We start from the raw sequence: 13369 nt of genomic DNA on the forward strand, positions 1-13369 counted from the left end.
TCATGAATGGGTTTTCTAGCTGCAGGGAGGAAATGCCTTGCCGTCATGCTCACGTTACGAGATTTTGAGTGGACTAATTATTAGTCAATAAAGGTGGCACCACGGCTCTCCGTCCTTTAATGAACGGGGGGCCTTTTTGTGTGCAAAATGAGCTGAGAGAGGATAGTTGAGGATGACAGTTGAGATGAGAGATTATGTAATGAGAAAGCTACGAGGGGATACATACACCCCGATTAGTATTTATGAAAGCTTGGAAGGCAAGAACAAAGTATTATTTGAATCAAATGCAAAATATAAAGAAAGTGGACGCTTTTCCTTTATTGCAATGAATCCAGTTGGTGAATTAACAGGAGACGGTACAACATCAATTTATAATGGAGAAGTGTTTGCCATTTCTGTAACAGAGCGCTTAAAGCAAATATTACCGATTCGTAAACAAAGTTATCCATTTGCTTTTTTTGGTGGGGCAATCGGCTATTTTAGCTATGAAACGGCTTTTCATTTTGAAGAAATCGGTGAAATCGTGAATGATGTGTACAATATGCCGGATGTCCATATATATTTTTATGATACATTTATTGTCATTGACCATTTGGAACAAACCGTGACGCTCGCTGCCATTGATTTATTTGGTGGTCGGACGGAAGAGCAAATGAGTATGGCGCTTGACGTGTTAGAGCAGCAAATTAAAAATCCGGTTCCTCAAGTCGAACATGCCAAAGTAGAAATCCAGTTTTCATCTACAATTGATGAAGTACAGTTTACTAAAATGGTGGAAACGGCACAGGAGCACATTAAACGCGGAGATATTTTTCAAGTTGTATTGTCACAAACATTTGAAGCCGAATTTAGTGGTAATCCTTTCACACTTTATCGCAAGCTGCGTACAACTAATCCTTCTCCGTATATGTTTTATATGGACTTCGGCGCGTATACAGTACTTGGTACATCACCAGAAAGCTTAGTAAAAGTACAGGACGGGGTAGTTACAACTAATCCTATTGCTGGAACAAAGCCGCGTGGAAATACACCTGAAGAAGACAATGCTCTTGCAACCGAGCTATTACAAGACGAAAAAGAACTTGCAGAGCACCGCATGCTAGTCGATTTAGGGCGAAATGATATTGGGCGGGTTTGTGAAATCGGCTCTGTCCGCGTTAGTCGCTATATGGTAATAGAAAAATACAAATATGTGATGCATATCGTATCAGAAGTAATTGGTAAGCTGAAAGATGAAGTTCATGTTGTGGATGTACTTGCATCAAGCCTGCCTGCAGGAACAGTTTCAGGTGCACCAAAAATACGCGCAATGCAAATTATTCATGCCCTTGAGCAAAAAAAGCGTGGCATTTATGCAGGCGCAATTGGGTATATTTCAACGACAGGTAATATGGATTTAGCGCTCGCGATTCGTACGATGGTCGTTAATGATGGGAAGGCTTATGTGCAAGCGGGAGCAGGTATTGTCTATGATTCTATTCCGAGTTTCGAATATGAGGAAACTTTAAATAAAGCACGCGCATTACTGGAGGTACGAAAGTGATTTTACTAATCGATAATTACGATTCATTTACTTATAATTTATACCATCAACTGTCCTCGTTTGGGCATATAGTGCAAGTTATACGTAATGATAAACTATCAATTGATCAAATCCGTACGTTAAATCCGCAGGCAATCATTATTTCGCCTGGACCAGGTAAACCGAGTGAGGCTGGAAATTTAATTGAAGTCATTCAAAACTTTTATCAAGAGCTACCGATTTTAGGTATTTGTTTAGGCCATCAAGCGATTGGTGAAGCATTTGGAGCAAATATTATTCGTGCGCAAAATATTATTCACGGAAAGACGAGTATGATACAGCATGACAATCAAGGCTTGCTGATCAATGTACAAAACGATGTGGAAGTAATGCGCTATCACTCTCTAGTTATTGATGAGGCGACTTTATCCGAGGAGTTTTCAATTGTTGCAAAATCTGCAGATGACGGTGAGATTATGGCGATTCAGCATAAAAAGTATCCTTATACGGCTTGCAATTCCATCCTGAGTCAATTGGGACAAAAGAAGGAAGAAAAATGGTCAGTACATTTTTAGAAACGCTGTACGAAGAGGTTCATAATACCGAAAGATAAATTTGCTATGGCCGTGATTGAGCCAAGTTGTATCAAGATTCAGTAATGTAAGTCGTGCCATTGCTAGATCAATTACTGGACTCACGTGTAGCAGAATTCGAACTAGACGAAGTAGACATAAAATCGTTGTAATAATATTTAGGAGGAGAGAGAATGATGACTAATCGATTTGACAGAGGGCTAGAAACATTAAAGCAATATGTAACAGAGGAAGAGGCGGCGAAGCTTGTAGACTATGATGCGTTAGCGATTACTGCACCTGATTTACGTAAAATGATTGTAGAATTTGCTTATGGTGATATTTATTCACGCGAAGGTTTAGACGTGAAAAGTCGTGCATTAGTCGTCATTACATCAGTAGTTACGCAAGGAGCTGCACCGCAAACAAAAACGCATATAAAGCGCGGCTTACACGCGGGGCTTTCACAGCGGGAAATCGTCGAGGCATTGTTACAGCTCATACCGTATATTGGCTTCCCTCGCGTGCAAAATGCACTTTTAATTGCACAGGAAGTATTTGGAGAATAGGACAAAGTAGGCTGTCTTGTAAGTAAAAACTTATGAGGCAGTTATTTATAGGTAATCATGTTCTCGTAGGAAATGCAAAATACAGTCAGCTAGTATACCTAATTGTTTTTATTACCTTGAAGTAAGTAAATAAACTTCTTATAATTAACATTAGTTGGGATGATTCCCATTAAATTAAGACTTCAATAAAAAATATAATAATGAGGTGAAATAATTGAAAGAAGATTTAACGAAACTTCTAGAAGCAAAGATGATTATAGAAAAGTTGGCGAATGGGGTAAATCCAATCGATCAATCACAAATTGATTCTAGTCATTTTTTGAATGATTCAAAGATTATTAGATCCTTGTTTTATTTAGTAAATTATTTAAATGATGAAATTAGCAATAGTAAAATTATTGGAAAGCCTAAAAGATTTATTATTACGGAAGAACAAATAGCCAAAATTCAACTGCCTACTGGTAAATTAGGGCTTAATGATTTTGCTGCTGCTGTGAATGAAGTGATTGACCCATTATTTACAAAAAAATTAAGTGGAGCAATAGTTAGTAAAAAATTAAAAGAACTAGCAATACTAAGTGAGACTGTAAATGAAGATGGTAGAAAAAGAACAGTTACAAATGAAATTTCGTCAAGCTATGGAATTGAAATGATAACCCGATTTTACGACGGAAGGCCATATAATCAAGTTGTATTTGATGAACTTGGTAAAGAGTTTTTATTAAATAATTTAAACAGGCTTTTTGAATGATGATCTTTTGATTTTGATGATTGTTTTTGAGGACTTTGAACAAGTAAGTCATTTTCGGGAAAAAAATCGTTAACTATTAGATATATTCTACACTATTTGTTAATAATACCCTTATTTTTGTTATAATAAATACTATATAGAGGAGGTTGAATACGTTGAATACTCAATATAGTAATATAGCAGTGGCGGTTGATTTTTCACAACAATCACTTGTAGCTTTTGAGCGCGCAGTGGCACTTGCAAAACAACATAGTGCTGGATTACATTTAATTAGTGTTGTAGATACACGTTCATTTGGATCGATTGAGGCTTATGATTTGAAGTACGCAGAACGAGTGAAAAAAGAGCGTCAAGAAATGATTGAACAATTGAAAGTGAAGGCTTTGGATGCCGGAGTTGCTCATGTACATACGAAGGTTGAACTAGGCTCTCCAAAAGTAATTTTGTTAGAGCAACAAAATATTAATTTAATCGTTATTGGCGCCACTGGTTTAAATCGAGTAGAAAAGATGGTGCTTGGTTCAGTATCAGGGCAAATTGTACGCCATGCTAAATGTGATGTATTAGTAGTACGTTCATCATAATATTGCAAATAAGCGAAGCGACTCATTCAGTGTGAATTTGTCCTTCGCTTGTTTTTCGTTTAGTTAAATATTAGTCTCGTTCTAGGGAAGGTCAATAGAATCCGGAATATGGTCAATAGAATCCCAAAATCCGAAACAGCCTCAATAAAACCCGAAATTATACCCTCTCTAGCTTAGAGCTTCTATAAGTAAGTAACAATTTCCTTTTCAAACTTTAATGGTTTATCTGTCGGTGCGAAACGTTTTACGATTTTGCCATCGCGGTCCACTAAAAATTTCGTAAAGTTCCATTTTACATTTTTGCTGAAAATGCCTTTAGTTTCTTCTGTTAGTAATTTAAATAACGGGTGCGCATTGCTACCATTTACAGCGACTATTTCATGCATCGGGAAAGTAACACCATATGTTAAACGACAAGCTAAAGCTGCTGCACTACCCGTTGCAACTTCTTGCTTAAATTGGTTCGAAGGAAAACCCAATACAACAAGACCTTGATCGGCATATTTCTTATACAGTTTTTCTAAATCTTCAAATTGCCCAGTTAACCCACATTTTGAAGCCGTATTTACAATAAGCATTACTTTTCCTTTATAGCGCTCTAATGTATACACTTCACCATCTTCGCTTTTTACTTCAATATTATAAATAGTCATAGTGATTCCTCCCGATTCATCATCGATAAAAATGCATTTAACTCTTGTAATTTTTGTTTAAGCTCGGGTCCTTGCTCAGGTAGAAAATCAAAACAGCACATTTTTTCCATTATTTGTGTTTGGATTTCTTCTTCTGCATTTTTCGCCTTGTCTGTTAATGATAGTATAGAGGCTCTTCTATCCTTTTGAGAAAGTGTTTTATAAAGCCATTTTTTATCAATTAACTTTTGCAAAATGGGATTCAACGTACCAATACTGACTCCGATACGATCGCAAATTTCTGTACTCGTTAGACCGTCCTCATCCCATAGTGTGAGCAGTACTAAATATTGCGGATATGTCAGCTCATACGGTAGTAATGTTTTCGCATAAAGCTTAGAAAATTGGTTTGCAGCTTTATACACCTCAAAACAAAGCTGTGTATTTAATTTAGAAGTTGTCATGACATCATCACCTTTTTCTCACAAATTTACTGAAGGGATTCCCAATTAACAGAAGTTTTATTATATATATCGTAGACGATGTATTTAATAATGTAAAATGAAAGCATTTTCAACGAGCGAAAAGTGTCAGGAATATGTCGAATAGTGTTGAAAAAATAGGTCAATATGACAACTGTCACTTAATAAAAATAGTGTTTTTTTGTAGTGTTTACATATATGAATTTCTAAAAAAGAAACATTATAAAGGGGATTTTAAATGGCAAAGAAAATTGCATGGGTTACTGATACAGCAGCATTATTAACAAAGGAATTTATACAGCAGCATAATGTGCATGTATTGCCATTAAACATAGTATTTGAAGAAGGCTCGTTACGTGAAACGGTCGATATGACAAATGATGAGTTTTACGAAAAATTGCGTGCTGCAAAAGTACATCCAAAAACTTCTCAGCCTGCATTTGGTGAACATGTTGCATTATATGAAAAACTTAAGCAAGAGGGCTATGATTGTGCTATTGCAGTACATACTTCGGTACAATTATCAGGAACTTATGTTAGTGCTTTTATGGCAAGTGAGCAAGCAGGTTTTAAATGCTATCCAATCGATTCGAAAATTGGGTCATTTCCTATGATGAAAATGCTTGAAGTAGGTATGCAATTGGCGAATGGAGGGAAAGAAGTAGAGGAAATTGTACAAGAATTGGAAAATATGACGGAGCGTTCAGAGCTAGCATTTATTCCGGCGAGCTTAGCCCAGCTAAATAAAAGCGGACGCGTATCAGGTACAGCTGCATTATTAAGCCAATTATTAAATATAAAGCTAGTTATTTCATTCGATAATGGTTATTGTAAAATGATAGATAAGGTGCGATCAGATAAACGCGCAAAAAAATATGTTGAGAATTTACTAGATGAAGCACGTAAAAAATCAGACGTATCCGAAGTGGCAGTTATTCATTGTAATAATGAAGAGGGTGCTAAAGAATGGTTACAACGATTACAACAACAATATGCTGACATTAAATTTATGGTATTACCATTGTCAGCATGTGTAGGTGTACATGCTGGTGAGGGGACATTAGGTCTTAGTTGGGTACGTAATTAAAAAAATGCGCTTAGGTAACTAGCCTAGGCGCATTTTGTTATATCCGAAGCATTTTTTGAGCGATTTAGGAGCATAAGAGTAAACGTTAAACCAATAGCAATAAACAGGAAACTTGAAATAAATCCTACTATACCAGCCCAACCATAGTGTACCCAGAAAAACCCACCAGCCGTTCCGCCAATACTTGAGCCTGTATAATATCCAAATAAATATAGTGAGGATGCCTGTGCTTTATCTTTTGTAGCTCGCCTACTGACCCAGCTACTAGCAGTTGAATGTGCCCCGAAGAAACCGAATGTAAAAATCGTGATACCGATAATTTTGACAAATAAACTAGTTGGTAATGTGAACAAGGCACCGGTTAGTGTAATAACTATACCTACATATAGAACACGTTGACGTCCGAATTTATCAGCTAAACTACCGAACCAAGTAGAACTAAATGACCCTACTAAATACACAATAAAAATCCACCCTACTAATGTTGCGCTTAAATTATAAGGAGGGGCAAGTAATTTATAGCCAATATAGTTGTACAGCGTCACAAAAGAACCCATTAATAAAAAGCCAATTACAAATAAACATATTAAACCTGCATCTTTAAAATGATGCAACAGTGATTTTGTTAACTCTTTAACTTGTAATGGTCGTGGTGTAAAGTGTTTGGATGCTGGTAATGCCCAAACAAAATAGGCACAAATAATTAAACTAAGAAGCCCAATTGCAAGCATTCCGATATGCCAGTTAAATAAATCAGTCATCGTTCCCATAATAATACGCCCTGTCAATCCACCGATAGAATTACCGCTTATATAAAGTCCCATTGCTATTCCTAGACTAGAAGGGTCCATTTCTTCTCCTAAATAAGCCATAGCAATTGCTGGTACACCTGCAAAAACGAAACCTTGTACAATGCGCAGTGCAAGGAGTACTTCAAATGTAGGTGAAAAGGCGAGCGCAATAGTTAATATAGAAGTAGCAATTATGGAAATCGTCATGAGCCTTTTACGTCCCCATGCTTCTGACAGTGAGCCGAATATTAATAAGCTGATGGCCAGTGAAATGGTCGCAACGGAGAGCGATAAGCTGGCAACGGCTGGTGACACACCAAATTGCTCTGAAAACTGTGGTAGTAAAGGTTGTGTTAAATACAAATTTGCAAATGTAATAAAACCAGCTGCAAATAAAGCTAAGTTAGTTAATGTGAATTCTTTAGTTCCTTTTTGTATGTAATTCATGGTGAAATCCCCATTTCGAATATTGACAGTTTTTTGAACATTACGTTATCGTTAATTATAGTATTCAAATCTATATAAAGATAATTCATTGTATTTATGTGTCTTATAAAAAAAAGTTATAAAGGGGATGCACAAATGGAAATGCAACCACTCATTTATTTCCGTACTGTTGCGCGTCTTGAAAATATGTCTCGCGCGGCTGAACAGCTACATATTACACAGCCTGCCCTTAGTAAATCGATTGCTCAGCTTGAAAGAAGTTTAGGTGTAGAACTATTTTATCGAAATGGTCGCTCTATTCATTTAAACCGTTACGGGCAATTTTTTTTAGAGCGAGTTGAGGTGATTTTGCGAGAGTATGATCAAGCACGTGAGGATTTGTTACATTTAATCGCACCAGGACAGGGCGAAGTTTCGATTGGTTTTATGCATACACTCGGCTTGCAAGTAATTCCAGCGCTTATGACGGATGTTAAAACCGTTTACCCACAAATGCGATTTCAGCTGACGCAAAATAATTCTGGCCTATTGCTGAAAAAACTAGCTTTAGGGGAATTAGATATATGCTTAGTTGCATCTCTTGATATGAGCGGCGACATCCATTGGGAAAAGCTATGGGATGAGGAATTATTTTTAATTGTGCCGAAGCAGCATTCGCTTTCATCGAAAAAGAGTGTTTCGATTAAAGAATTTGCAAAAGAACCATTTATATCTATAAAAAAAGGTAACTCACTAAGGAAAACAGTTGATACCTTGTATAAACGAGAAGGGCTAACACTCAATGTTGCGTTTGAAGGAGAAGAAATTCATACTGTGGCGGGGCTTGTCGAAAGTGGTCTAGGTGTATCGCTTATCCCGCATATTAAAGGGCTTGAGCAATATAATGTACATGTCATATCTGTGGATGCGGAAAATTGTAAGCGTGAAATAGGTTTAGCTTATTTGCAAACTCGCTTTATGAGTCCGGTGACAGATCAGTTTATCAATTATTTACGAGCATATTTTGAGGAATAACTTAAAATACGTGCGTGATTTTAAGCTAGATATGGAAAAAAGACTGTAGGCAACTCAAAATCCTTTGAGTTATCTACAGTCTGTAACCGGTCTCGAAAATAGAGACGATTCATTTGTTGCATTATTGTGTTACTTTCTTCCCTGTTATAATTCGAGACATTTGCTCGAGAGTCATATTAGAATCTAGCTCAAATTGCCCTTTTTGAATAGACCTAGAATATTCAGGCTTAGATAAAAATAATTCAAGCTCACGCCCATTCTCTAGTACGCCTGTATCTTCAACTTGTTTGCCGATATCATATAAAGTCATGCCTTCGTAAATAATAATAGTACCTGTTTTGAAGTTTTTATTATCTTCTTGTTTAGAAGAAGAGCTAGTATTTTCTGTTGCATTTGCTGTTTGGCTATTTGATGTTGCTCTATCTATACTTTCAGCGTTTTTCAACTTTGCAATTTCAGCATTTGCTAATGCAAGTTGCTTTTCCAGTGCAGCAATCTCTTTTTGTGCATTTTCGTCAGAATTGGAGCTGCTAAATGTTGCTGTTTTGCCAAAATTACTTACAGTTAAAACAGCGCCAACTAAAAACACGCCAACCCCAAATGCACGTAATGATTTTTTCATTAGTGTCCTCCTGTAGCGAGGATTTGAAGAACTTGCTCCTCTGCCAATGTCGAAAGCTTACTAATTTCAGAAATAGCTAATCCTTGTTTATTTAATTCAAGAACTTGGCTAATTAAAATACTATTGATCGGTTTACTAGGAGATGAAACCGACATATATGTAGGTGAAGCCTGTTGTGCCACATATGTTTGTGCTGCAGATTGCTGGAACGTGGTAGCTTTTTTGGGTGCTCCTACTTGAAAATTTGGTTCAAGTAATAATTCTTCCTCGACAATTTTCAGACGACGTTTTAAATTATTCGTTTCTTGGTAAATGCTGATTGACAGCTCTTCTACTTCTTTTTCTACTCGTTTTGACGAATCTTTTAAGAAGAAGGATATAATGATACAAAGTATGCCGACAATCATAATGATTACTGATAAATCCACCATCTTCTCTCCAATCATGCTTTTTACTTTCATTCATTTTAACATAATGAAACTTAATAAGAAATGATGCTAGATTTTTTTTTAGTTTATGTTATAATGGGTAAGTCGTATAAATCATGCTCAAATTTAATTAGAATTCTTGATTTAGAGTGGGAGGGTTAATGATGCGCGTAAACATTACTTTAGCTTGCACAGATTGCGGCGAACGTAACTACATTTCTAAAAAGAACAAGCGTAACAATCCAGAGCGTCTTGAACTTAAAAAATATTGCTCTCGCGAGAAGAAGTACACTCTTCACCGTGAAACAAAGTAATCGCTCAATTAGCCAAAGCCACTCGTGGTTTTGGCTTTTTACTTTTAGGGAGAATGCGAGGATTTCAAATGGATAAACATACAATTCGTCAACAAGTACGAGCGGTAATAAATAATATACCAAATGAACAATATCAAGAGCGCTCATTTATGATGAGAAAGCAATTATTAAAAGAGCCTTCTATAATAGAAGGGAAAACGATTGCTGTTACAATTTCAGCATTCCCAGAAGTTGATACTATTGCGATTGTTGAAGAATTATGGAGACTAGGCAAAACCGTTGCAGTGCCGAAATGTCATCCAAAAACAAGAGAAATGTCATTTTATGCAATTGGAAATTTTAATCAGCTTGAAACGGTATATATGGATTTAAAAGAGCCGATAACTGAAAAAACAAAGCTAATTGCAAAAGAAGATATTGATACAATAATTGTGCCAGGAATCGTTTTTGATGAAAAGGGATATCGCATAGGCTATGGAGGAGGCTATTATGATCGTTATTTACAAGGCTATAACGGCAAATTAATAGCTATTGCTTTCAAAGAGCAGCTTGTTAACCATGTACCTACAGAAACACATGATTTGCCCGTTCATACTATAATTACAGAAACTGGTCGCATAAATTGTGTAGCAAATCGAAAGGAGTAATGTACATGAAATCAATGATTGATATATATGATTTATTGAAGCAATATGGCACGTATATTTACACAACTGACCGTCTTGGAGATTTATCACTAATGGAAGACGAAATTCGTGAATTATATAAAGCACGTGTTCTTGAAACGCAGGACTATCAAATGGCACTTTTACTACTTCGCCAAGAAGCTACGAGACTTACTACTGGAAAATAATTTTGTTTTCTTGTATAATTGAATGTGCATTTTAAAAAATATTTTTGACACATGTCTTGTTCTTTGGAAGGTTTTCGCAAAGGCTAAATGACATTATCCTTTGTGAACAGTGGACTCGTCCGCTGTTTTACTATTTTATGAAACCTTTTATATATTAAAACGTACTAAGTAAAGGGAAAGTAAAAATCACGTAAGTCTCTAAAATATTCTGCCTATTAAATTCGGACGTATTTTATATTGCTAATTGATTTAAAAAGGCTTAATATATATTTTGTTTCGATGCGAGATGTTATCGAGAAAATAATATTTATTTTACAATATCGAAACAATTTAGAAATTGTAGCATATGAAGCTACATTATTTAACGGAATACAGAAAGGATGTTAAGGAAATGAAATCTTTTAAATGGCCTAAACATTCGATATTAGCTTTTGCAGTTCTTGCAACATGGATCAAAACAGTGATCGTATATCACACTAGCTTTGATATGAAAATAGAAAATGGCATGCAACTATTTATTTTATGCATAAATCCATTGAGCTTCGTGCTTTTTGCTTATGGAATATCGCTATTTTTCAAAAAAGCGAAAAGTCGAAATCGTTATATTTTAATAGTGAGCTTGCTTTTATCTATTGTTCTTTATGGGAACGTCGCGTTTTATCGTTTCTATAATGACTTTATTACGCTCCCTGTATTGTTCCAAACTAGCAATTTCGGTGATTTAGGTACTTCAGCCGCTGCGATTGTAAACGTATCAGATATTTTATTTTTCGCAGATGTCATCTTATTATTCGTATTATTAAAATTGGTACCGAAATTCAAAGAGGAAATTACAATTCGAAAAGAAGTTCGAAGTGTATATTTCGTTCTTTCAGTAGCAATTTTATTATTAAATTTAGGGCTTGCTGAAACAGAACGCCCACAGCTTTTAACACGTAGCTTTGACCGTGAATTATTAGTTAAAAATATTGGTATGTATAACTACCATTTGTATGATTTATATATTCAGTCAAAATCGTCAGCACAAAGAGCGCTAGCGGATGGCAGTGAGCTAGTGGAAGTAAATAACTATATCCGTGCTAATCAAGCAGAGCCAAATGTAGAAATGTTCGGGAAGTATGCTGGACGTAATGTGATTTTAGTTTCTCTTGAATCATTGCAAAACTTTGTAATTAATAATGAAATGAACGGTCAAGAAATAACGCCGTTTTTAAATTCATTAACAAAAGATAAAGATACGTATTATTTCAACAATTTCTACCATCAAACAGGTCTTGGTAAAACGTCTGACTCTGAGTTTATTGTAGAAAATTCATTATTCGGATTAGGACGTGGTGCGGTATTCTTTACGCATGGCGGTAACACTTATAACTCAATGGCAGAAAGCCTTGGTGATAATGGTTACTTCACTAGCGTAATGCACCCGAACAATAAATCATTCTGGAATCGTGATATGATTTATCAATCATTGAGTATTGATAAGTTCTACGATGTAGATTCGTATAATGTAGGTGAGGGTGAGGCAGTAAACTGGGGAATGAAGGATATCCCGTTCTTTGAACAGTCTGCACAGTTAATGTCAGAAATGCCACAACCGTTCTATACTCGTATGATTACATTAACAAATCACTACCCGTTCTATTTAGATCCAGAAGACATTATGATAGATGAATACACATCTAATTCTGGAACGTTAAATCGCTACTTCCAAACAGTGCGTTATATGGACGAAGCTGTGAAGTTATTCTTCGAGGATTTAAAAGAGCAAGGCTTATATGAAAACTCAATTATTGTTATGTATGGTGATCACTACGGTATTTCAGAAAATCATAATAAAGCAATGGCGATGTATTTAGAAAAAGATGAGATTACTCCATATGATAATGCGCTATTACAATCAGTACCGTTATTCATCCATATCCCAGGTTCAAATGATGGGCAAGTGGTGGATGAAGTTGGTGGGCAAATTGATATTCGTCCAACAATCTTACATTTATTAGGTATTGACACTTCAAAAGATATGCAGCTTGGTTCAGATCTTTTCTCAGAAGATCATGAAAATCTAGTTATTTTCCGCGATGGTCGCTTTATTACTGATAAAGTTGTTTATGCAAGTGAAGTTTGTTATGATCGCGCAACTGGAGAAGAAACTGATATCAATGCATGTAAGCCGTATATTGAAAATGCAACAGCTGAATTAGATTATTCAGATGCCATCATAAACGGAGACTTACTGCGATTCTATGATGATAAAACAGGGAACTTAATTCAAGGTTCTGTGAAATAGGACAGGGGGCTATACGCCTCCTGTTTTTTGTTATTAAGTAGCAAGAACATGATGCTAAATTCCTGATTATTATGAGCAGATGCAGAATATTTATTAGTAATTTAGAGAAAAAATTTACAACAAAAATAGAAAAAGACGAGTTACCATAGTGGCAACTCGTCTTTTTTTAGCTATTAGTGCAATTTAGGTGGGTACCCAGCATTAAGAACTGTCATGACTACGAACCATCCGAAGATAGCCGCTGCACCTAGGTTGAAAACGATACCTAGAAGATTTTTTTCCTTAATTGCTTGGAATGTGCCTACTACAGCAAAGATAGCTACTAAACCAAAAATAACCATTAATAAGTTCATTAAAAAAGACACTCCTTTCGACATCCGAAAATGAATGTCGCAAACAATATTCCTCTTCTAT

Annotated in this window: 16 protein-coding genes, 1 pseudogene and 1 other annotated feature (1 of these 18 cut by a window edge); of the genes and pseudogenes, 11 read left to right on the forward strand and 6 right to left on the reverse strand. The window is 35.8% G+C overall.

Going from position 1 to position 13369, the window contains the following annotated elements:
* Positions 1–120 (forward strand) — a binding site (T-box leader) (it extends 80 nt beyond the left edge of the window).
* Between the two features lie 52 nt (positions 121–172).
* The 5 genes and pseudogenes from trpE to AAFN87_RS02895 all read left to right on the forward strand — a co-directional run bounded on the left by trpE (position 173) and on the right by AAFN87_RS02895 (position 3998).
* On the forward strand, positions 173–1543 hold the full coding sequence (gene trpE, locus AAFN87_RS02875) for an anthranilate synthase component I (RefSeq protein WP_347789475.1): 1371 nt from the start codon (positions 173–175) through the stop codon (positions 1541–1543).
* Positions 1540–2135: pseudogene (locus tag AAFN87_RS02880) on the forward strand (aminodeoxychorismate/anthranilate synthase component II). Before trpE ends, AAFN87_RS02880 begins: the two are co-directional and overlap by 4 nt.
* A 156-nt stretch (positions 2136–2291) precedes the next feature.
* Positions 2292–2663, forward strand: a complete 372-nt coding sequence (locus AAFN87_RS02885; protein WP_347789952.1) for a carboxymuconolactone decarboxylase family protein — start codon at positions 2292–2294, stop codon at positions 2661–2663.
* 214 nt (positions 2664–2877) lie between these two features.
* Positions 2878–3414, forward strand: coding sequence for a hypothetical protein (locus AAFN87_RS02890; RefSeq protein ID WP_347789476.1), 537 nt, complete (start codon positions 2878–2880; stop codon positions 3412–3414).
* A gap of 155 nt (positions 3415–3569) precedes the next feature.
* Positions 3570–3998 carry a universal stress protein gene (locus AAFN87_RS02895; protein WP_347789477.1) on the forward strand — a complete coding sequence of 143 codons (429 nt, stop codon included), beginning with the start codon at positions 3570–3572 and terminating at the stop codon, positions 3996–3998.
* Positions 3999–4180: 182 nt separating this feature from the next.
* Here the strand turns inward: AAFN87_RS02895 and AAFN87_RS02900 are convergent, their stop codons facing one another.
* Both AAFN87_RS02900 and AAFN87_RS02905 read right to left on the reverse strand, forming a co-directional pair.
* Complete coding sequence (locus tag AAFN87_RS02900) at positions 4181–4651, reverse strand: glutathione peroxidase (RefSeq protein ID WP_347789478.1); 471 nt, start codon at positions 4649–4651, stop codon at positions 4181–4183.
* Positions 4648–5094, reverse strand: a complete 447-nt coding sequence (locus tag AAFN87_RS02905) for a MarR family winged helix-turn-helix transcriptional regulator (RefSeq protein WP_347789479.1) — start codon at positions 5092–5094, stop codon at positions 4648–4650. Before AAFN87_RS02905 ends, AAFN87_RS02900 begins: the two co-directional genes overlap by 4 nt.
* 256 nt (positions 5095–5350) lie before the next feature.
* Here AAFN87_RS02905 and AAFN87_RS02910 point away from each other — a divergent pair, with 256 nt between their 5' ends.
* Positions 5351–6199 (forward strand): DegV family protein, encoded by an 849-nt coding sequence (locus tag AAFN87_RS02910; RefSeq protein WP_347789480.1) that lies wholly within the window; start codon positions 5351–5353, stop codon positions 6197–6199.
* A 23-nt stretch (positions 6200–6222) separates the two neighbouring features.
* Here the strand turns inward: AAFN87_RS02910 and AAFN87_RS02915 are convergent, their stop codons facing one another.
* Entirely contained in the window at positions 6223–7437 is a 1215-nt protein-coding gene (locus AAFN87_RS02915) for an MFS transporter (RefSeq protein ID WP_347789481.1), read from the reverse strand.
* 135 nt (positions 7438–7572) lie between these two features.
* Between AAFN87_RS02915 and AAFN87_RS02920 the strand changes: the two genes are divergently transcribed.
* Positions 7573–8451, forward strand: coding sequence for a LysR family transcriptional regulator (locus AAFN87_RS02920; protein WP_347789482.1), 879 nt, complete (start codon positions 7573–7575; stop codon positions 8449–8451).
* A gap of 121 nt (positions 8452–8572) precedes the next feature.
* Here the strand turns inward: AAFN87_RS02920 and AAFN87_RS02925 are convergent, their stop codons facing one another.
* Positions 8573–9073, reverse strand: a complete 501-nt coding sequence (locus tag AAFN87_RS02925; RefSeq protein ID WP_347789483.1) for a hypothetical protein — start codon at positions 9071–9073, stop codon at positions 8573–8575.
* The gene (locus AAFN87_RS02930; RefSeq protein WP_347789484.1) at positions 9073–9504 is read right to left on the reverse strand and encodes a hypothetical protein; all 432 of its coding nucleotides are present in this window, start codon (positions 9502–9504) and stop codon (positions 9073–9075) included. Before AAFN87_RS02930 ends, AAFN87_RS02925 begins: the two co-directional genes overlap by 1 nt.
* Before the next feature lie 161 nt (positions 9505–9665).
* Between AAFN87_RS02930 and rpmG the strand changes: the two genes are divergently transcribed.
* From rpmG to AAFN87_RS02950, 4 genes are all read left to right on the forward strand, one after another.
* Positions 9666–9815: a 50S ribosomal protein L33 gene (rpmG, locus tag AAFN87_RS02935; RefSeq protein ID WP_008408521.1), complete on the forward strand. Its 150-nt coding sequence runs from the start codon at positions 9666–9668 to the stop codon at positions 9813–9815.
* A gap of 68 nt (positions 9816–9883) precedes the next feature.
* A complete protein-coding gene (locus AAFN87_RS02940; protein ID WP_347789485.1) occupies positions 9884–10462 on the forward strand; it encodes a 5-formyltetrahydrofolate cyclo-ligase in 579 nt (192 codons plus the stop codon).
* A 5-nt stretch (positions 10463–10467) separates the two neighbouring features.
* Positions 10468–10668: a YqgQ family protein gene (locus AAFN87_RS02945; protein WP_347789486.1), complete on the forward strand. Its 201-nt coding sequence runs from the start codon at positions 10468–10470 to the stop codon at positions 10666–10668.
* A gap of 391 nt (positions 10669–11059) precedes the next feature.
* Positions 11060–12955, forward strand: a complete 1896-nt coding sequence (locus AAFN87_RS02950) for an LTA synthase family protein (RefSeq protein ID WP_347789487.1) — start codon at positions 11060–11062, stop codon at positions 12953–12955.
* 173 nt (positions 12956–13128) lie between these two features.
* On the opposite strand, the gene AAFN87_RS02955 is transcribed toward AAFN87_RS02950, so the two are convergent.
* Positions 13129–13308 carry a DUF2759 domain-containing protein gene (locus tag AAFN87_RS02955; protein WP_066163721.1) on the reverse strand — a complete coding sequence of 60 codons (180 nt, stop codon included), beginning with the start codon at positions 13306–13308 and terminating at the stop codon, positions 13129–13131.
* Positions 13309–13369: the final 61 nt, after the last annotated feature.

Origin of the sequence: Solibacillus sp. CAU 1738 (assembly GCF_039888725.1) — a bacterium.
GTDB lineage: Bacteria > Bacillota > Bacilli > Bacillales_A > Planococcaceae > Metasolibacillus.